This is a genomic window from Streptococcus mitis (assembly GCF_005144795.1).
GTDB classification, from domain to species: Bacteria; Bacillota; Bacilli; order Lactobacillales; family Streptococcaceae; genus Streptococcus; species Streptococcus mitis_BB.
On sequence record NZ_SWFJ01000002.1, the window covers coordinates 46,860 to 67,387 of the forward strand.

Below are 20,528 nucleotides of genomic sequence, written 5' to 3' on the forward strand. Positions count from 1 at the left end.
TTAGTCCTCGTATAATGGGAAGGCATCTGTTAATTCTTTAACTGCACTTCTCACTTCTTCTAAGACAGCTTCATTTTCTGCATTCTTTAGGGTTTTAATGATGAGCTCAGCCACTTTGCGACTTTCTTCTTCACCAAATCCACGTGCAGTAATGGCTGCTGCTCCGATACGAATACCACTTGTCTTGAATGGTGACAAGCTTTCGTAAGGGATTGAGTTTTTATTTAGAGTAATATTGACTTCATCCAGCAAGTTTTGAGCAACTTTTCCGTTTTCTACAACCTTGGTTACATCAACTAGGAAAAGGTGGTTTTCAGTTCCACCAGAAATGATACGGAAATCAGGGTCTTGCAAGAAGACATCTGCCATAGCCTTACTGTTTTTGATAACATTAGCAGCATATTCCTTGAAGGCTGGATCCAAAACTTCTTTGAAAGAAACTGCCTTAGCTGCAACAACATGTTCCAAAGGACCGCCCTGAATACCTGGGAAAATTGCTGAATTGATTTTCTTAGCTAGTTCTTCATCATTAGTCAAAATCAAACCACCACGTGGACCACGAAGGGTTTTGTGGGTCGTTGTTGTCGTGATATGAGCGTATGGCACTGGACTTGGGTGTAGACCAGCTGCAACCAAACCAGCGATATGAGCCATATCGACCATGAGCTTAGCTCCAACAGCATCAGCGATTTCACGGAATTTTGAAAAATCGATAATTTGAGAATAAGCTGAAGCACCTGCTACGATCAATTTGGGTTTTACTTCTTGCGCTTGTTTCAAGATAGCATCAAAATCTAAGAGTTCCGTTTCAGGGTCAACACTGTAAGAAACAAAGTTGTAGGTTTGACCTGAGAAGCTAACTGGAGCTCCGTGGGTCAAGTGTCCACCTGCTGCCAAATCCATCCCCATAACGGTATCACCTGGCTCAATCAAGGCCATGTAAGCCGCACAGTTGGCTTGGCTTCCTGAGTGTGGTTGAACATTTGCAAATTTTGCACCGAAAATTTCTTTGGCACGTTCAATAGCTAGACTTTCAACTACATCTACTACATTTGTACCGCCATAATAACGGCGTCCTGGGTAGCCTTCTGCGTATTTATTCGTCAAGATAGACCCTTGAGCTGCCATAACAGCCTTGGAAACTACGTTTTCCGAAGCAATCAACTCAATGTTGTTTTGCTGGCGTTCTTCTTCTTTGGTAATAGCATTCCAGAGATCAGCATCATATGCTTTAAAATCGTCTTTATCAAAAATCATAGGTCTTCTCCTTTATAGCGTGACTGGTCCTTTAGTTTGTTTTACAATAAGAAAATAAACTAAAAGATGCGAATAAACCGTTTCTGCACTTTATCACAAGTATAACCAACTTTTTCATAAAATGCATGAGCACCCAGACGATGATCGGCAGAGTTTAAGCGGATAAACCCATAACCACGTCTTTTTGCTTCTTGATCCAACCCTTGCAGTAAGCTTTTACCAATACCTTGCCCTTGTGCTTGAGGTGAAACTGCTAAAGCTAAAATATTAAATCCTGCTTTGGAATAAAGTGATTCGTAAACTTCAGCGTGGACATATCCAAGTAAGACATGACTGGCTGCATCCTCATATCCAAGTAGGAAATGATGGGAATCCTGAGACAGTCTAGCTAGTTGACTAGCCGTTTCCTCTGGACTAAACGAATAGCCCAAAGCATCTTGGTTAATGTCACATATAGCTTTCACATCAGTTTCTTGTAAATCTCTTAGCATTTCATTCCTCCTCAAAAGAAATCTCTGGCAACTGAGCAAGAATATCTTCTCGCTTAATGGCCCCTTGGCGTAAGATTTTCACCTTGTCTCCAGACAAATCCAAAATAGTTGAATCCTGTCCAGTTAGAAAAGAATCGTCTTCCAAACCCAAAACCTCTTGGTCAAAATCCTCTAGAATTTGATTAAAGGTCACTCCACTTGCCTGACCTGAAATATTGGCAGACGGTCCAATCAAGGGACCTGTCTCTCGAATCAAATCAAGGGTAATGGGATGACTTGGCATCCGAAATCCAACAGTTGCAAGACCAGAATTGACCCAATAGGGAACTCGGTCATTGGCTTCTAGTATAATGGTCAAGGGACCTGGTAAAAAGGTCTCTACAAGTTTTTGCAGATAAGATGGTTGATTCTTAGAAAAGTGCAAGATGTCCTCTAGAGAGGCGATATTGAGATTGAGTGCCTTATCTCTAGGACGACGTTTGAGCTGGTAAACATGATCCACTGCTTTTTCATCTAGAGCCTTGGCAAAAAGACCGTAAACCGTCTCTGTAGGCAAAACAACAGCTCCACCCTTTTCCAACTCTTGCCTAATCCTGTCCATCATCAACCACGACCATCCTATCTTGACCAAATTGGTCCTTGAGCGTTCGTACTCTTTTTTCAGGAAGATGCTTCCTAAAAAGTTCAGGAACACTTTGACCTTGCTTGTATCCAATTTCAAGGTAAATCTTACCACCATCTTTGAGATAGTCTTTTGCATCTTCCGCAATTCTACGGTAAATAGCTAGGCCATCCTCGTCTGCAAAAAGAGCTAGATGAGGTTCCGAATGCAAGACATTCAAGCCAACCTCTGACTCATCTTCACGAGAGATATAGGGTGGATTGGATACAATTATATCATATTTTTCAGAAATTTCTCCAAAACAATCAGATTTTTTAAAAAATATATTAAGTTTTTGATTTTTAGCATTCTCGCTAGATAAATCTAAAGCCTCTTGGGAAATGTCTGTTGCTGTCACTGACCAAGCTGGTCTGTTTTTTGCTAGAGCGAGAGCAATAGCTCCACTACCTGTACCTATATCCAAAACTGATAGATTCATATCAGGATTTTCAGCCAGGATAAGCTCCACCAACTCCTCTGTTTCTGGACGAGGGATCAATACTCGCTCATCAACTTTTAACTGCATTCCATAAAAATCTGCCTGTCCAATGATGTACTGTGCTGGTTTATGATCTACTAACTGTTGGAAAATTCCTTTTACAAATACTTCTTCCTCTTCCGTCACTTCCTGCTGGAGGGCAAAAACGAAATCTGTAAAAGATAGATTTTTCAGGCTACGATAGACAAAAGAGAGGCTTTCAGCTTCCTCTCCTTGTCTTATCAACTCTTCTTCAAAATCTGAAAATAATTGAGCTAATTTCATTATTTGTTTAATTCTTCTAATTTTTGTGTTTGGTCATAGAGTACCAAGGCGTCCACAACTTCATCCAATTTACCAGATAAAATGGTATCTAGTTTTTGGAGAGTTAAGCCGATACGGTGGTCTGTGACACGGTTTTGTGGGAAGTTATAAGTACGAATCCGTTCTGAACGGTCACCAGTACCGATTGTTGACTTACGCTCAGCGTCTTGTTCATCCTGAGCAATCTGAGCAAAGTGGTCAGCGACACGCGCACGGATGATTTTCATGGCCTTCTCACGGTTCTTCTGCTGGGTACGTTCTTCCTGCATCTCAACCTTGATATTGGTTGGCAAGTGAACGATACGAACGGCAGTCGCAACCTTATTGACGTTCTGTCCACCAGCACCTGATGCATGGTAGATGTCGACACGAAGGTCTTTTGGATCAATATCGTATTCAACTTCTTCTACTTCAGGCATGACAAGGACTGTGGCAGTTGATGTATGAACACGACCTTGACTTTCTGTCACAGGGACACGTTGCACACGGTGGGCACCAGATTCATACTTGAGTTTAGAGTATACAGACTGACCTGAAACCATGGCAACCACTTCTTTGAAACCACCTACACCATTCATAGAAGCCTCCATGACTTCAAAGCGCCAGCCTTGGGCTTCAGCATATTTTTGGTACATGGTTAGGAGGTCACCAGCGAAAAGTGCTGCTTCGTCTCCACCAGCTGCACCACGGATTTCTAGGATGATGTTCTTATCATCGTTTGGATCCTTTGGAAGGAGCAAGATTTTCAGTTTTTCTTCGTATTCTTCTTTTTCAGCCTTGGCATCTTTGAGTTCTTGCTTGGCCATTTCTTCCAAATCCGCATCTCCGCCTGATTCCTTAATCATCTCTTCGGCATCAACGATGTTTTGAAGGACTTGTTTGTACTCACGATAGGCTGTTACTGTGTCACGAGTTGAAGCCTCTTCTTTTGAAAGCTCCATGAAACGCTTGGTGTCCGAAACCACATCTGGGTCACTAAGCAACTCTCCTAATTCTTCATAACGGTCTTCTACAGCTTGTAGTTGATCATAGATGTTCATTTTTCTTCATTCTCCTTATTGATTTCAGGGGCAAAATAATGTTTACGGCAAACTGAGATATAGGTTTCATTACCACCAATCTGGATCTGTTCTCCATCGTAAACGGGCAGTCCATCCTGAGTTCGTAATACCATGGTCGCCTTTTTCTTGCAATACTGACAAATGGTCTTGATTTCGTCGATCTTATCTGCTAAGAGCAAGAGATACTTGGAACCTTCGAACAGTTCATTGCGAAAATCATTTTTCAAACCAAAAGCCATGACGGGTATGTCTAGCTCATCAACAACACGAGCTAAGTCGTAAACATGGTGACGCTTGAGAAACTGGGCTTCATCGACCAACACACAGTAAGGTGTTTCTGGTAGGTCTCGGATATAGCCAAAGATATCCGTCGTTTCCTCAATCGCAATGGCAGGGCGTTTCATGCCAATACGACTCGACACATAGCCAACACCATCACGCGTATCCAGAGCCGAGGTCATAATCACAACACTTTTTCCCTGCTCCTCGTAGTTATAGGCCACTTTGAGAATCTCAATGGTTTTACCAGAATTCATGGTCCCATAACGATAATACAACTGTGCCATGTTTCTTGCTTCACGTCCATTTCTAAATTTTTGCTACATTCTAGTATATCATAATTTTCTTAAGCTTTAAACGGCAAAATGTGGTAAAATAGAAGAAATCAAAAACTAGTGGAGGAAGCTATTATGCCATTTGTACGCATCGATTTATTTGAAGGACGCACGCTCGAGCAAAAGAAAGCTCTTGCTAAGGAAGTAACAGAAGCTGTTGTTCGCAACACTGGAGCCCCTCAATCTGCTGTCCATGTCATCATCAACGACATGCCAGAAGGAACTTACTTCCCTCAAGGGGAAATGCGTACCAAATAAACTAGCTTAAGCAGAATTGCTTAGGCTTTTTCAATCTCCAAGTAGCATCCATTGAAGAAATAGTTCAAATTTGTTACAATTTGAAAAGAGACTTGGAAAAATTTCCAAGAAAAGAGTTATTGATTAAAGGAAACATTATGATTACACGTGAATTTGATACCATCGCTGCTATCTCTACTCCACTAGGTGAAGGAGCAATTGGTATTGTCCGCTTAAGCGGAACAGACAGTTTTGAAATTGCACAAAAGATTTTCAAAGGGAAAGACTTGAGTCAGGTTGCTAGCCATACCCTTAACTACGGTCACATTATTGACCCTCAGACTGGTAAAATCATGGACGAGGTTATGGTTGGGGCTATGAAATCTCCAAAGACCTTTACTCGTGAAGATATTATCGAGATTAACACCCACGGTGGTATTGCCGTGACCAATGAGATTCTCCAGCTAGCTATCCGTGAAGGAGCTCGGTTGGCTGAACCTGGTGAATTTACCAAACGTGCCTTTCTAAACGGTCGCGTAGACTTGACACAGGCTGAGGCGGTGATGGATATCATCCGTGCCAAGACTGACAAGGCTATGAACATTGCGGTCAAACAATTGGATGGTTCCCTTTCTGACCTTATCAACAATACCCGTCAAGAAATCCTCAATACACTCGCCCAAGTTGAGGTTAATATCGACTATCCTGAGTATGACGATGTTGAAGAAGCGACTACTGCTGTGGTCCGTGAAAAGACTATGGAGTTTGAACAATTACTAACCAATCTCCTTAGAACAGCCCGTCGAGGTAAAATCCTTCGAGAAGGAATTTCCACTGCTATTATCGGACGTCCCAACGTTGGGAAATCAAGCCTTCTCAACAACCTCTTGCGTGAGGACAAGGCTATCGTAACAGATATCGCTGGGACAACACGTGATGTCATTGAAGAATACGTCAACATCAACGGTGTCCCTCTCAAGTTGATTGATACAGCTGGTATCCGTGAAACAGACGATATCGTTGAACAAATCGGTGTTGAACGCTCTAAAAAAGCTCTTAAGGAAGCTGACTTGGTTCTACTAGTACTAAATGCCAGTGAACCACTGACTGCTCAAGATCTTCAGCTTCTTGAAATTAGTCAGGATACCAACCGCATTATTCTACTTAATAAAACCGACTTACCTGAAGCGATTGAAACTTCAGAACTACCTGAAGACGTCATCCGTATTTCCGTCCTTAAAAACCAAAACATTGATAAGATTGAAGAGCGCATCAACAACCTCTTCTTTGAAAATGCTGGTTTGGTTGAGCAAGACGCTACTTACTTGTCTAATGCTCGTCACATTTCCCTGATTGAAAAGGCAGTTGAAAGCCTACAAGCTGTTAATGAAGGTCTTGAACTGGGGATGCCAGTTGATTTGCTTCAAGTAGATTTGACACGTACTTGGGAAATTCTAGGTGAAATCACAGGTGATGCGGCTCCTGATGAACTCATCACCCAACTCTTTAGCCAATTCTGTTTAGGAAAATAAGAAATCCATGATCGTACATTCGGTCATGGATTTTATTGTCTTTATTAGTAATCTGGTCTTAAGACACCTGTTACAGTTGCCTTAGTCGCTTCGTAGTCGCCATCTACAACAACCTTGATAATGCGTTTGGCATCTTCTTCTGGTGCTGGAACTAGAGGTAATCGAGTTGGACCAGCTTCAAATCCCATATAGTTCAGAACTGCCTTAACAGGAGCAGGACTTGGATAAGAGAAGAGGGCATTGACTTTAGGGATGAATTTACGCTGAATAGCCGCTGCTTTTTTCATATCGCTTTCTGCAATGGCAGTAAACATCTCGTGCATTTCATCCCCATTTGTATGAGAGGCAACAGAAATAACCCCATCCGCACCAAGGTTCATGGCATGGAAAGCATCTCCATCCTCACCAGTATAGACCAAGAACTCTTCTGGCTTGTGCTCAATCAAGTAAGCCATATTTGCCAAGCTAGTACATTCTTTGACACCAATGATATTTGGATGGTCAGCCAAACGAAGCATAGTTTCTGGAGTCAATTCGACAACCACACGCCCTGGAATGTTATAGATAATAATCGGTAAGTCAGAAGCGTCTGCAATTGCTTTAAAGTGCTGATACATCCCTTCTTGAGAAGGTTTGTTGTAGTAAGGGACGATTGCAAGTCCAGCTGCAAAACCACCAAACTCTGCTACTTCTTTTACAAACTCGATTGAATCACGAGTATCATTGGTACCGATACCAGCAATAAGCGGTACCCGACCATTAACAACTTTTTGTACAGCAGTAAAAATCTCCAACTCTTCATCGTGGGTCAAGGTAGGACTTTCAGCTGTCGTACCAGCAAGAAGAATTCCATCCGTATGATGGTCCAATAAATGCTCAATCAAGGCTGGAATAGCATCAAAGTTGATGGAACCATCCTCGTGGAAGGGGGTAATAAAGGCTGTGATGATTTTACACTCTTTTAAATCTTGATAAGACATGAGAAACACCTCTCTATTTCAAAGAAGGAGTTCATCTGAACTCCTAAATTATATGACTATTTTAATTCAAATTTCAATTCAGCTGTTGGACGAACCAAGCCACGTTCGTGAAGAGTTTCTGCAATCTGAACTGAGTTCCAAGCAGCACCTTTGAGAAGGTTATCTGAAACAACCCACATGTGAATTCCTTTTTCAGCATCCAAGTCTTTACGGATACGACCAACAAAGGTATCACGTGAACCAACTGCATTGATGGCTTGCGGATAGATTTGATGAGCTACATCATCTTCAAGAACAGCACCTGGGAAGGCTGCGATAGCTGCTTTCACTTCTTCGATTGGAGCCACTTCTTTTGTTTCGATGTAAACAGACTCAGAGTGAGCTGACAAGACTGGAATTCGCACACATGTTGCAGATACTGCGATGCTATCATCTTCCATGATTTTCTTAGTTTCCTTAGTCATCTTCATCTCTTCGTATGTGTAATCATTGTCAGTGAAGACATCGATTTGTGGGAGAGCGTTGAAGGCGATAGGATAATGTTTCTTATCACCACCTGAAGGCAAAATTTCTGCGTGTAAATCACGTGGTTTCACTCCATCATTCAAGACTTCACGAAGTTCACGTTGTGTTTCAAGAATTGCTCCCATACCAGCACCTGAAACTGCTTGGTAAGTTGAAACAATGATACGATCCAAGCCCCATTTTTGGCGAACTGGCTCAAGCGCTACCATCATTTGGATTGTTGAACAGTTAGGGCAAGCAATGATACCGTTGTGGGCATCAAGTGCGTGAGCATTGACCTCTGGAACAACCAAAGGAACATCTGGATTTTGACGGAAGTAAGATGTATTATCAACTACTACCGCTCCAGCTTTAACTGCGTACGGTGCATACTTAGCTGATGTAGAACCACCTGCTGAAAAGAGAGCAATATCAACTCCTTCAAAAGCTGTTTCAGTCGTTTCTTCAATCGTAATATCTTGGTCTTTAAATTTCAAAGTCTTGCCCGCTGAACGTGCAGAAGCAAGTAAACGAATTTTATCGATTGGAAGTGTTGATTCTTCCAACATTTTTATCATCTGAGCACCGACAGCACCTGTCGCGCCGACTACAGCAACTGTATATCCCATAAATAACCTCTTTCGGAATTTTCTAAAAATTTCTATAATAGATGTATTATACTACTTTTTCCATGAATTGCAAAGCTTTTTCATCATTTTTTGGAAAATAAAAATCCCCAGTCGCTAGACCAGGGACTAAGAGGCATCTTCATGTGATGAGCAGGTTCACACAACTCATCAAGGTCCGCTCCTGCGTTATGACCTCCTTATGCTCAATAGTAGTCCGAAGACTACCTATCGACTCATCGCATCTACTATATTACTAGAGATACTTGGTTTTGTCAATAAAAAATTTTTGCAGGATGATTTTTATTATACAAAAATCAAAATTTTTCTCGCGAGCATAAGAAAAAACTCTTGCGTTCAAGAGTTTCCCTGTAAATATCATGCTAATTGCCGGGATTGAACCGGCGACCTCATCCTTACCATGGATGCGCTCTGCCAACTGAGCTAAATCAGCTTACTTAAAAAGTATACTATAGTTAGAAAAACTTGTCAAGTTTTCTTAGAAATTTTCTATAAGGAAAAGCCAGGTAAGAGCTACCTAGCTTATCTAATTCTATTTGCTTAAATCGATTCGACGACCAATTTTACCGATAATAATCGCTCCAATAATCAATGAGGCAAATTCACCAATTCCTGTTGTGAACCAAGTAAGGAAAAATGGTAATTGCGCTACGATATTCAACTCTGCAGCGATAGTAAACATGGAAATTGAAAAGAGGATTGAAAAGAAGAAATGATCTTTTCGAATCAATCCGTTAAAAAGGTAATCTTTGCTGTATTTTGCAAAAAGCCAAACACCTAGACTGAGGAATACCAAGGTTGATCCACCACCAACAAAGACATCTAGCAGTCCGAAACTAAAGAAATTAGCAATCATACAACCGATGGTAACTCCGATGATGTACTTAGGATTGTAAAAAGCCATAAAGTTCATCATTTCTGAAATACGGAACTGATAAGCGCCATAGCTAATGGCATTTAGAGGCGGTGTGACAGTCAAAACGACGTAGATAGCAGCGACGATTGCAATATCTGCAACATCACGAATAGTTAATTTTTTCATCTTTTCTCCTTTGGCGGGTTACCCGCGTATAATATGCTTGGTGAAAGAAGCTAAGCACCAAGGGTTGATTCATTCAACCTTACTAGTATAGCACAATAGACTGCTTTATGCTATACTTAATACATGAAAAAATGTATTCAAAAAATTTTTAACAATGAAATTTTTGCCTATCTCTTCTTTGGCCTTGCGACAACTCTAGTTTCTATTCTCTCGCGATTGGTCATTTATCAATTAACCCATAAAGAACTCCTTGCTACTGGACTAGCAAATATTATCGGTATCTTCTTTGCCTTTATTACAAATGATACAATCGTGTTTAAGCAAACAAGGAAGAATCGACTTATCCGTTTATTGAAATTTTCTCTTGCTCGCCTTTCTACTTTTCTGTTAGATTTGCTCTTTACTTTTCTGTTTGTGACTCAATTTCCTCATATCATAGGGCAATTTGTAAATAATAATATAGACAAGGTTAATACTATCGAAACAGCTATTTCACAATTTTTGATAATTATCCTCAATTACATTTTTAGTAAGGTATTTATTTTTAAAAAATAAGAAAAATTTTAAACATATAGCTTGCAAGAATTTCTTAATTAATATATAATTAAGTGTAAGAGTTTTTTGAAAGGAAATTATGAAAATGTTAAAAGATCTTAAAGCATTCTTGCTTCGTGGTAATGTTGTTGACCTTGCTGTCGGTGTGATCATTGCCACTGCTTTTGGTGCAATCGTTACATCACTTGTTAACGATATCATCACTCCACTTATTTTGAATCCAGCCTTGGAAGCTGCGAAAGTACAAAACATCGCTGAGCTTGCTTGGAATGGTGTTACATATGGTAAATTCTTGAGTGCTGTTATCAACTTCCTAGTTATCGGTACTGTTCTCTTCTTCGTTATCAAAGGAATTGAAAAAGCTCAAAGCCTTACTAAGAAAGAAGAAGCTGCTGAGGAAGCTCCAGCTGGTCCAACTGAGTTGGAAGTACTTCAAGAGATCAAAGCTCTTCTTGAGAAAAAATAATCAATTAAAAGGATCTAGCACAAAGCTAAATCCTTTTTTCTTTACTCTTTCGGTAACTTACCTGCTTTCTCAAGCATTTTCTTAATAAGATAAGGCATCTTAACATTTTCCCGACCTTTTTTCTCAATCAGTTTTTTCACAAACTCCGGCATTTGTAAATCTTGAGATTCGGCCAAGATATTTTTAGTCTCGTCTGAAGGAACTAACTCATCAAAGGTTTCTTCTTCTGGGAGAAATTCCTTAAACTCTTTGTTCTCATTAGCTCTGACTGTATTGACCAAGGCATCAATCAAGCGAGAATCCGTATTTGGCATTGGTGGACGATGGTAGTTGACACCCAATTCCTGACATAAATCATAACATTCCACATCATTGTCAAACAAGACTTCAATGTGCTCACTGATAAAACTAATAGGTACAAAAATATAATGGTCTGGATGTTCTTTCTGTTCTCTGAGATACTCTAAAACATCTGGTTTAATCCATGGAATACCAATATCACTCTCACTCTGCCAAGTGTTGGTATATTGTTCTGAACTCAAACCTAGTTTTTCAGCGACTAGCTTGCTATTTTCAAAAATTTGATCGATATATGGGTCACCAAAATCCAAGGCAAAAATAGGCACACTGTGAGCTGAAAAGATGACTTTAAAGCTATCCTGCTTTACTTCTTCTTTTAAAATTTTACCAATTTCATCTGCCCAATAGTTTAACAGCGCTTCTTCTTGATACCAGTCCTTAATAACAAAAAATTGGATCTGCTTGCTTTCTAAAAATTTTTCATAGCCCATGACAGAGTAGAAAGAATAATGAGGCTCCAAAATCAAGCAGATACACTGTTCAATGCCGTCTGCTTCCATCTGACCGATCACATCTGGAATAAAGGGACTGGAAAATTTATTGGCAAAATAGACACTATATTCATTACCCAGTCTAGCTTCTACCAAGGCAACCTCTTCACGGGTAATTCTTTGCAGAGGCGTACCTCCAATAAGTACATAATTATCATAGAGTGTTTGAATCTCGTGGTCTTGAGGTCTCACTCCACGACGAATATTTGTGAAAAAATCAGCCACACCTTCAAAGGTAATCTCTTCTGGTGAACCGAAAGTCATCATTAAAATTGCTTTTTTCATAATCGCTTCCTTGTGATATTTTTATCAAGTTTATTTTATCATTTATCCATTAATAAGTAAACGCCAACATAGCGAATTTCTCTAACTTCTGTCTTTTGTTTTTCTTTTCTTTCTATGATACAATGGAAAAAATGAATTCAAAAGGAGTTTTTTATGACTTACCCCAATCTCTTGGACCGCTTCTTGACCTACGTTAAGGTCAACACGCGCTCTGATGAACACTCTACTACTACTCCAAGTACACAGAGTCAGGTTGACTTCGCTACAAATGTCCTAATTCCTGAAATGAAACGTGTTGGATTACAAAATATTTATTATCTACCAAATGGTTTTGCTATTGGAACTTTGCCAGCCAATGATCCATCTTTAACACGTAAAATTGGTTTTATATCGCACATGGATACTGCTGATTTTAATGCCGAAGGAGTCAATCCACAGGTAATTGAAAACTACGATGGTGGTGTGATTGAACTAGGAAATTCTGGTTTCAAACTCGATCCAGCTGACTTTAAGAGTCTTGAGAAATATCCAGGACAAACGCTCATCACAACAGATGGAACAACCTTGCTAGGTGCCGATGACAAGTCAGGAATTGCTGAAATTATGACAGCCATTGAATATCTAAATGCTCATCCTGAAATCAAACATTGTGAGATTCGTGTTGGTTTTGGTCCAGATGAAGAAATCGGTGTTGGGGCTAATAAATTTGATGCAGAAGATTTTGATGTGGACTTTGCCTATACTGTTGATGGAGGACCACTAGGGGAACTTCAGTACGAGACTTTCTCAGCAGCGGGTGCTGAATTGCATTTCCAAGGACGCAATGTCCACCCTGGTACAGCAAAAGGGCAAATGGTCAACGCCCTTCAGCTAGCAATTGATTTTCATAATCAACTTCCAGAGAATGACCGACCTGAGTTAACAGAAGGTTACCAAGGCTTCTACCATCTAATGGATGTGACAGGTAGTGTCGAAGAGGCGCGTGCTAGCTACATCATTCGTGATTTTGAAAAAGATGCTTTTGAAGCTCGTAAAGCAGCCATGCAGTCTATCGCTGATAAGATGAATCAAGAACTTGGTAGCGACCGTGTCACTCTCAACTTGACAGACCAGTACTACAATATGAAAGAAGTCATTGAAAAAGATATGACTCCAATTACCATTGCTAAAGCCGTTATGGAAGATTTGGGGATCACTCCTATAATCGAACCAATCCGTGGAGGGACAGACGGCTCTAAGATTTCCTTTATGGGAATCCCAACTCCAAATATCTTTGCTGGTGGCGAAAATATGCATGGACGTTTTGAATATGTTAGCCTTCAGACTATGGAACGTGCAGTTGATACCATCATTGGTATCGTAGCTTATAAAGACTAAAAGACGAGGTAGCTCAGCTACTTCGCCTTTCTTTTTATACCACTGGTGTTTCTTGATTTCCAGTACTTGTTGTAGATTCTGTTGTTTCCTTTTCTGAAGATGATTCAGCTGGTTTAGAATCTGTTGTGTTGCTAGGTTTGTTTTCGTTCCTTGCAGTTTCACTGTTAGATTTCGCAGCTGCTGATGTTTCAGTTTCGGTACTGGTCTTCTCAGACTTTGCTGCTGGAGTTACTTCTTCAGTTACGCTTGATTTTGACTTGATTTCTTGATTCAAGATCAGAATAGCTTTTGTCAATTCAAGTAAAGCGGTTTTGTCCTTACTCTTGGCAGAAAGTTGATCTAGTAAAGCATCTACCTTATCAAAGTCCTCATCAGAACCCTTATTGTTTTCTAAGTAAGCGTGAAGCGACATGAGGATATCGTAGAGTTTTTGATAGAGTACAAGTGTCTGAGGATCTTGCTCAGTATTTTCCTTCTCTTGTTGAAGGGCGCTAGCGATACGAGTCAAGACATCTTTTACCTGACTGTTTACTTCATCCAAGTCTGCATTAGCCTTGTTTGTGGCAGCTTTAAGATTTTCTACTTCTTCTGCCAAAGATTGTCTGATTCCTTCTTCTTGGATTTGTTCCAAGAGTTGAGTTGCCTTGTTCAAAAGACTTTCTACTTCTTCCTTGCTGACATGATTGACATGCTCCTCAGGCATAAAGTCTCCGTACAATTCTTTCAAGAAGCCATAAATAGCTGTCTTAGCACTTTGGTTATCTACTTTTTCAGTATCTAGAACTGTCTGACTTGATTTCGCAGTAGTTGGCTGAGCTTTCAGAGCTTCTTCCACTTCTTGTTTTGCCTGATAGATACTTGGGAATAATTTGTTCAATTCTGCTGCCTTAAGGAAGGATTGAGATTGATACAAGGTCCAAGTCAACTGAGCTACTTTGTTTCGAAGTTCATCACTCAAACGACCGTCATTGACGTGTTCGTAGAAGTACTTGATGTATTCTACAGTTGTAACACCTGTTCGATCATTAAAGTCTTGAAGAGCTTGAAGTTGTGATTCAACCGCTGCTAAAGCAGCCTCATCTTTAGCCAATTTAGCTTCTTGGAGTCGAACGAGAAGGTCTTTCTTAGGAAGTCCATAAGAGTCTGTGTCCAGTGTATTGATTTTATCAATCAAGGCTTGATATTTCTTATCTAGAGCGCTTGTTTTAACAGGCTTGACACTTTCATCAATATGGATATATTGCTTATCAAAGAGATCCAGTGTTGCAAGATAACCTGCTGTAGAGTTAGTTGCCAGTTTCTTCATGTTTTCAGTAAACTGACCTAAAGCTAACTCAATCTGTCTTTGTTCGATAGGCTTGTCTTTGTAGATGTTTCTGCTTTCAGCTAGAAGTTGATCTACTTTTGCCAAAACTACCTTCTCATCAAAAGCTCCAGGTTGATAGTTGGATTGTAGAGCTGGAATTTTATTTTTCAAAGCCACTTCATAGCCCTTAGTTTGAACCTTGATGTAGTGATTGTGGTCACCATGAGGGATCACAAAACTACCATTTTCTACCTGCAAACTATAAGGAGACACACCATCACGTAAGGCAGTCGTATAAAGTTCATTTAGGAAATCAAGTTCTGGATTTCCAGTTTGAAGAGGAATCCGAACGTGTTCTTTACGAACAGCATAGGGATGGATATGAGTTGGATCGTAGGCTTGGTCTGGATTTCCAAAGACAAAGAATCCGTTTGAAATTCTAATAGCTTCAAGTGGGACGCCGTAGGTCTTAGAAATATAAGCAATTTTTTCTTCATCGCTAGCATCTCTTGAGAAAGACTCTACTGTTTTAGCAAGAGGTTTTACAGGCTCTGCATCATGATGTGTTTTCAAATGATCCTGAGCTGCCTTAATTTGCTCTGCTGTCAAATCTTTCTTGAAGAAGTAATGATTGTGGTCACCATGACTCATGACAAAGCCTTGTTCATCCTCACTGATAACACGATTAGCATCAAAACCGTGATCATGGTCTTCATCATGATGGTGTCCATGATGATCTTCATCGTGTTCATCATCATTTGCTGTGCTTGGCGTTACTGGCGTTTTACTTTTCAGATAATCTTGGGCGGCCTTAATTTGCTCCGCTGTCAAATCTTTCTTATAGAAGTAATGATTATGATCACCGTGACTCATGACAAAACCTCTCTCATCCTCACTGATGACACGATTGGCATCAAAACCATGATCATGGTCTTCATCATGATGGTGGTCATGTCCATCTCCATCATGTCCATGCTCTTCATGCTTAGGGTCCTGACTTCCATGGTTACCATCTTGCTCATGATGATGGTTTTGCTGAGTAGGTTTTTCTGCTGGTTTGCTTGGATTCTCCAATGGTGTTGGTTTCACACTATCACTAGCTAGAGGAATCATTCTCGCAATCTTTTCTTCTAATGCAGAAAGCTTTGTATAGGGAATGAAATGATAGTGATTTCCATGAGGAATCGCTACACCACTTGGTGTTCTGCTTGAAATCTTAGCAGGGTCAAAAGTCAAACCATCCGATTCAGCATATCGTTGAGTACTTGGAAGAGCATAAAGCTGCTGTAATAGACTTTGAAGACTCTCGGCTTTATTACTTGGTATTTCAGCCTGTTGAATAGGCTTGGTAGTTTGACCAGTCCCATTTGTACTTGGACGATAATCAGTCACACTCGCTTGTTTTTTAGTTCCAGAGAGATAAGCTTGAGCTGCAGCCAATTCACTAGCAGACAAGGAACTCTTTGGAATATAGTGGTAATGTCCACCGTGAGGGACGATATAAGCATCCCCAGTATCCTCTATAATATCAGATGGATTAAAGATGTAGCCATCATCAGTAGTATAGCGACCTTGAGATTGAGCAAGCGCCACTGCACTATTAGATGTTGGTGCATCGTGAGTATGACCTTGTTTTTGACGTTCAATTTCGTCCTTCGAACGAACGTTATCCGCATGTGCCACATCCTTAAGGTAAACATAATACTTACTATCCACCTTGATAATGTAACCACCTTTGACTTCGTTGACAATATCAGCGTCTTTAAGTTGATAATTGGCATCTTTCATCAAAAGTTCTTCACTGAAAATCGCATCAAAAGGAACTTTCCCATTATAATAATGGAAATGATCACCGTGTGAAGTCACATAACCTTGATCAGTGATTTTCACAACAATCTGTTCAGCCTGAATATCTTCTTTTTTGCTAACTTGATCTGGTGTTTGTGTCTCTGTTTTTGGAGTGTCTTGTTTCCCATCGACATAAGATACACGATTCGTATCTTTGTTCTCTCCTGTCTGATGTTGATTCAATGCATAAATACAAAGACTTAAAGAAAGGACGACAGCTGCACCAGCAGCAAGTTTCTTCTTATTTATTTTCATAATCTCCTCATTTCAATTCTTCTGCTAAAATACTCATATTTTCTTCAAGATTTTCTAAATAAGTCTTGTCATTTTGTGGGTCTGCCTCTAAAGGATTCAGAGTTTTTAGACCAACACCTGTTGATTTGACAAGAGTTTCAGCTACTTTCGAAGAAGCGTTACTTTCTGTAAAAATCGTTTTAACCTTATAGGTTTTAACAAATTCCTGAATTTCTGTTAGTTGTCTTGGACTTGGTTCTTGTTCAGGAGAGATACCAGCGATTCCAAGTTGATTGAGTCCAAATCTCTTAGCAAGATAAGAAAAGGCTGTATGCTGTGTTACAAAGGTTTTCTGACTCGCTTTTTCAAATTTAGGCTGGAATTTCTTAGTCAATTCTTGAGCTTTTTTGATAAAGTCTTGCGCATTTTTTTGATAAGTTTCTTTATGCTCACTATCCACCTCTGAAAGTTTATCAGCGATAATCTGAGCTTCTTCGCCAGCTTTTTCAGGATCTAGCCAAGTGTGAGGGTCATAGAGCGTTTTTTCATCAACTCCATCCCCTGCTTCCACATCTTCTAGCCCTGGGACTCGGTCTAAAGTCATTCCCTCAGAAGCCTCTAAAACCTTAACTTTGGATTTTTTTAGATTGGGATCCAGACTTCCTGCCCAAGATTCGAGCGTATGCGAATGGTAAACAAAGACATCTGCATCATAGATGGCTGCAATATCATTTGCTGAAGGTTCAAAGGAGTGAATTCCGCTACTTGACTGAATCATTCGGACATCATTCAAGTCACCAGATACTTCCTTGACCATGGCATAGATAGGATAAAAACTGGTCACAATTTTCATCCCTTTACCTGACTGGTTTTCCTTCTGCCCACAAGCAGCTAATACCAGAGCCAATACACTGGTCATTAATACTAAAATCGTCCTCTTTTTCACTATAACTCCTTAACTAGTGTTTAACCATTTAATTAACTAGTAAATAGTTTATCTTTATTTAGAAAATATGTCAAGAATTTTTACACAATTTCATAAAAAAGAGAACAGAATCCATATTCTGCTCCCTTTTTATCTTCTATAATAGTTGTATAGTTACTTACTCTCCTTTAACAAGACTAATAGCTTTTCAGCTTCTGCCATAATAGTATTGTTATCCTGAGAACCAAATAACAGGTTATTTTTTAATCCTGTGAGAGTTTCGTTGGCATTGGACTTAAGAATTGGATCCTTAATCTTTTTAAGTAACTCTTCCGCCTCTCTCAGTTTTTCTTCAACCTTTTCAGTTTCAACCTGATGTTCCTCTGGTTCCGATGGTGATTCTTCTTCTGATTCCTCTGGTTCTTTTGGTTTTGGAGATTCTGCTTTCTCATTTTTCGGTTTTTCTTCGCGAGGTTTTTCCTCCTCAATTTTTTCTGTCTGAGGTTTCTCCTCTGTTGGTTTCTCTGTTTGATTGTTAGCAGCTTGACTATTGTGGTTTCTTTGAACATGGTCGCTCGCATTGCCCCAACCACTATCTGAATGCGGACGTTCGTTTGGATGTTCGACATAATACTTCACAGTTTCAAATAGCTCTTCTAAAGTATACCCCTTAGGTGCCTCATAAAGTCCTTCGTCAAACCACTCAAATTTGATGTTATGGTAATGGTCATAATGAGGTATAATCAAACTTCCATTTTTAACTTCCACAGTATGTTGAAGATTGTAAGGCATACGATCAAGTGGTACCTTCTTAGCTGCTTTTACTCGATTGTAAATCGCTTCTGCTCCCTTAGCCTCAGTATTTCCTGAACTTTGATGATTTGTTGAAGGAGGCGTCAAACCTTTCTCTTTAGCATAAGCTTGACCTGCTGCTCTTTCAGCTTCAGACAAACTATCTTTCTTAATCCAATGACTGTGGCTCATATGCGGAGTTACATAGGCATCCCCCTCATCACTGGTTATATCACGGGGATCAAAGATATAGCCATCTTCTGTTGTATACTTGCCTGCCAACTTGGCTACTTGAATCTCATCATCTGTGTAAGCTATTTGTGCATTTGGTTTTCCTAAACGTTCTGGATGACGAATCGGCGCTAGAAAAGCAAGGATATCATCAACTAACTTGACCTTATCACTTGACTCATCGTTGAGACGTTCCAATAGTCTATCCAAAGCGTCAAAATCAGCTTGGCGCCCTTTATTGGAAATCAAATCTTGATGAACTCTTGCTAGTAAATCATAAACTTTGTTGTAAAATTTTTGATCAGCAAATGCAAGATTGGTTTTCTTAGCTCCTAACTCATGAGACAAACTTTCTTGTTTAGCAAGTTTATCATCAATGGCTGCAACAGTTTCTGCTGAAAGTTCCTTGGCAGAAATATAACGCGAAATTCCATTCTCTTCGAAGACATAACCATCAACCACCTTTCGAATCACCTGTTTTACCAATTTTCCATCAATTGGATTGCTTGGAGTTGGTTGAGGATTTGGTACAGGTTGTGGACTTGGTATTGGGGTAGGATCTGGAGCAGGGATTGGAGTCGGAGTTGGTTTTAATTCTTTACCACCTGCAGTTGTATGATTTCCTTGATAATTTTCAGAAATCATTCTTGCAATCTTCTGCTCTAAGTCAGACATTTGAGAATAAGGAATAAAGTGATAATGATCTCCATGTGGCACTGCAACACCATTCGCAGTTTTTCTTGTAATCTGCGCTGGATCAAAAACAAGTCCATCTGATTCCACATGTCGTTGGCTAAGCGGCAAGGCATAAAGCTGTTTCAAGAGACTGGATACGTCTTCACTCGGACTAGCTTGATAGCTATTATCCACTTGTGGGCTAACACTTGGAGTCCATCGTCTGGTATTTGCCTCAACATTTCTTTGATTCGTTTGTCCATATGAACTACTATTCGATGTCTCTGATGCGCTACTGTTAGAGGAATTTGTTGACGGACGATACCCAACTGAGCTTGGCTGATTAGTTTTTCCAGCTAGGAAGACTCGAGCTGCAGCTAATTCACTGGCAGACAAGTCACTCTTAGGAATATAGTGGAAATGATTGCCATGAGGAACGATATAGGCATCACCCGTATCCTCAATGATGTCAGATGCATTAAAGATATAACCATCATCCGTTGTATAACGGCCCTGAGCTCTAGCAGCAACTACCGCATTATCGCTAGAACCACCTCCGTGATTACTACTGTGTTCCTGCTTCTGACGAGTGATTTCTTCTTTTGAGCGAACATTATCAGCATGGGCCGCATCTTTAAGGTAAACATAGTATTTCCCGTCTACCTTAATCACATAACCACCCTTGATTTCATTGACAATGTCTGAATCCTTCAACTGATAGTTTGGATCTTTCATCAGAAGTTCTTCACTGATGATAGCATCATAAGGAACCTTGCCATTATAGTAATGATAATGGTCTCCATGAGAAGTCACATAACCTTGATCCGTAATCTTGATAACAATTTGCTCGGCATTAATACCTTCTTTTTTACTGACTTCATCAGGTGTCAAAGTTTCTGCCTTTTGGCTTGGTTGTTTACCATCTATATATGAAACACGGTTATTTTCTTTCACAGTTTGAGCTTGATGCAAACCTAGTTCATAAGCACAGACACTTAAAACAAGTGCAGCTGCTGATCCAGCTAGATATTTTTTATTGATTTTCATAATCTCCTCTTTTCTTAACTTTATTTGATTCACTATAAAATAATAAACCAGTTAATTAACTAGTTAATAGTTTACTCTTTTTAGCACTGCTTGTCAAGAATTTTTCGT

Annotated in this window: 18 protein-coding genes, 1 tRNA gene and 1 riboswitch; of the genes, 5 read left to right on the forward strand and 14 right to left on the reverse strand. The window is 39.9% G+C overall.

The window, feature by feature from the left end:
• From glyA to FBF73_RS01735, 6 genes are read right to left on the reverse strand one after another with little or no spacing between them, the layout of a single operon-like run.
• Nucleotides 1–1,257, reverse strand: coding sequence for a serine hydroxymethyltransferase (glyA, locus tag FBF73_RS01710; RefSeq protein WP_136936797.1), 1,257 nt, complete (start codon nucleotides 1,255–1,257; stop codon nucleotides 1–3).
• Nucleotides 1,258–1,316: 59 nt separating this feature from the next.
• Nucleotides 1,317–1,748, reverse strand: coding sequence for a GNAT family N-acetyltransferase (locus FBF73_RS01715; RefSeq protein WP_102210807.1), 432 nt, complete (start codon nucleotides 1,746–1,748; stop codon nucleotides 1,317–1,319).
• Nucleotide 1,749: 1 nt separating this feature from the next.
• The gene (locus FBF73_RS01720; protein ID WP_169435152.1) at nucleotides 1,750–2,352 is read right to left on the reverse strand and encodes an L-threonylcarbamoyladenylate synthase; all 603 of its coding nucleotides are present in this window, start codon (nucleotides 2,350–2,352) and stop codon (nucleotides 1,750–1,752) included.
• Nucleotides 2,336–3,172, reverse strand: coding sequence for a peptide chain release factor N(5)-glutamine methyltransferase (gene prmC, locus FBF73_RS01725; protein ID WP_136936798.1), 837 nt, complete (start codon nucleotides 3,170–3,172; stop codon nucleotides 2,336–2,338). Before prmC ends, FBF73_RS01720 begins: the two co-directional genes overlap by 17 nt.
• Entirely contained in the window at nucleotides 3,172–4,251 is a 1,080-nt protein-coding gene (gene prfA / locus FBF73_RS01730; protein ID WP_001028815.1) for a peptide chain release factor 1, read from the reverse strand. Before prfA ends, prmC begins: the two co-directional genes overlap by 1 nt.
• Nucleotides 4,248–4,838, reverse strand: coding sequence for a thymidine kinase (locus tag FBF73_RS01735; RefSeq protein WP_061759153.1), 591 nt, complete (start codon nucleotides 4,836–4,838; stop codon nucleotides 4,248–4,250). Before FBF73_RS01735 ends, prfA begins: the two co-directional genes overlap by 4 nt.
• 123 nt (nucleotides 4,839–4,961) lie before the next feature.
• Here FBF73_RS01735 and FBF73_RS01740 point away from each other — a divergent pair, with 123 nt between their 5' ends.
• The gene (locus FBF73_RS01740) at nucleotides 4,962–5,144 is read left to right on the forward strand and encodes a 4-oxalocrotonate tautomerase (RefSeq protein WP_001117401.1); all 183 of its coding nucleotides are present in this window, start codon (nucleotides 4,962–4,964) and stop codon (nucleotides 5,142–5,144) included.
• Between the two features lie 137 nt (nucleotides 5,145–5,281).
• Entirely contained in the window at nucleotides 5,282–6,655 is a 1,374-nt protein-coding gene (gene mnmE / locus FBF73_RS01745; RefSeq protein WP_136936799.1) for a tRNA uridine-5-carboxymethylaminomethyl(34) synthesis GTPase MnmE, read from the forward strand.
• 44 nt (nucleotides 6,656–6,699) lie between these two features.
• On the opposite strand, the gene dapA is transcribed toward mnmE, so the two are convergent.
• The 4 genes from dapA to FBF73_RS01765 all read right to left on the reverse strand — a co-directional run bounded on the left by dapA (nucleotide 6,700) and on the right by FBF73_RS01765 (nucleotide 9,828).
• Nucleotides 6,700–7,635, reverse strand: coding sequence for a 4-hydroxy-tetrahydrodipicolinate synthase (gene dapA / locus FBF73_RS01750; protein ID WP_061087953.1), 936 nt, complete (start codon nucleotides 7,633–7,635; stop codon nucleotides 6,700–6,702).
• Nucleotides 7,636–7,691: 56 nt separating this feature from the next.
• Nucleotides 7,692–8,768 (reverse strand): aspartate-semialdehyde dehydrogenase, encoded by a 1,077-nt coding sequence (locus tag FBF73_RS01755; protein WP_000542462.1) that lies wholly within the window; start codon nucleotides 8,766–8,768, stop codon nucleotides 7,692–7,694.
• A gap of 378 nt (nucleotides 8,769–9,146) precedes the next feature.
• Nucleotides 9,147–9,219 (reverse strand) — tRNA-Thr (locus tag FBF73_RS01760).
• Between the two features lie 99 nt (nucleotides 9,220–9,318).
• Nucleotides 9,319–9,828: a QueT transporter family protein gene (locus tag FBF73_RS01765; RefSeq protein WP_000737072.1), complete on the reverse strand. Its 510-nt coding sequence runs from the start codon at nucleotides 9,826–9,828 to the stop codon at nucleotides 9,319–9,321.
• Nucleotides 9,826–9,923, reverse strand: a riboswitch (PreQ1 riboswitch). (Overlaps the previous gene by 3 nt.)
• A gap of 28 nt (nucleotides 9,924–9,951) precedes the next feature.
• Here FBF73_RS01765 and FBF73_RS01770 point away from each other — a divergent pair.
• Both FBF73_RS01770 and mscL read left to right on the forward strand, forming a co-directional pair.
• Nucleotides 9,952–10,383 (forward strand): GtrA family protein, encoded by a 432-nt coding sequence (locus FBF73_RS01770; RefSeq protein WP_136936800.1) that lies wholly within the window; start codon nucleotides 9,952–9,954, stop codon nucleotides 10,381–10,383.
• An 85-nt stretch (nucleotides 10,384–10,468) separates the two neighbouring features.
• Nucleotides 10,469–10,849, forward strand: a complete 381-nt coding sequence (mscL, locus tag FBF73_RS01775) for a large conductance mechanosensitive channel protein MscL (RefSeq protein ID WP_000910205.1) — start codon at nucleotides 10,469–10,471, stop codon at nucleotides 10,847–10,849.
• Between the two features lie 41 nt (nucleotides 10,850–10,890).
• Here the strand turns inward: mscL and hemH are convergent, their stop codons facing one another.
• Nucleotides 10,891–11,985, reverse strand: a complete 1,095-nt coding sequence (hemH, locus tag FBF73_RS01780) for a ferrochelatase (RefSeq protein WP_136936801.1) — start codon at nucleotides 11,983–11,985, stop codon at nucleotides 10,891–10,893.
• Between the two features lie 153 nt (nucleotides 11,986–12,138).
• Between hemH and pepT the strand changes: the two genes are divergently transcribed.
• Nucleotides 12,139–13,362, forward strand: a complete 1,224-nt coding sequence (gene pepT, locus FBF73_RS01785; protein WP_136936802.1) for a peptidase T — start codon at nucleotides 12,139–12,141, stop codon at nucleotides 13,360–13,362.
• Between the two features lie 34 nt (nucleotides 13,363–13,396).
• On the opposite strand, the gene FBF73_RS10200 is transcribed toward pepT, so the two are convergent.
• The 3 genes from FBF73_RS10200 to FBF73_RS01800 all read right to left on the reverse strand — a co-directional run bounded on the left by FBF73_RS10200 (nucleotide 13,397) and on the right by FBF73_RS01800 (nucleotide 20,420).
• Nucleotides 13,397–16,771 carry a pneumococcal-type histidine triad protein gene (locus FBF73_RS10200; RefSeq protein ID WP_136936803.1) on the reverse strand — a complete coding sequence of 1,125 codons (3,375 nt, stop codon included), beginning with the start codon at nucleotides 16,769–16,771 and terminating at the stop codon, nucleotides 13,397–13,399.
• A gap of 7 nt (nucleotides 16,772–16,778) precedes the next feature.
• The gene (adcAII, locus tag FBF73_RS01795; RefSeq protein ID WP_419991804.1) at nucleotides 16,779–17,669 is read right to left on the reverse strand and encodes a zinc-binding lipoprotein AdcAII; all 891 of its coding nucleotides are present in this window, start codon (nucleotides 17,667–17,669) and stop codon (nucleotides 16,779–16,781) included.
• Between the two features lie 180 nt (nucleotides 17,670–17,849).
• Complete coding sequence (locus tag FBF73_RS01800) at nucleotides 17,850–20,420, reverse strand: pneumococcal-type histidine triad protein (RefSeq protein ID WP_136936805.1); 2,571 nt, start codon at nucleotides 20,418–20,420, stop codon at nucleotides 17,850–17,852.
• Nucleotides 20,421–20,528: the final 108 nt, after the last annotated feature.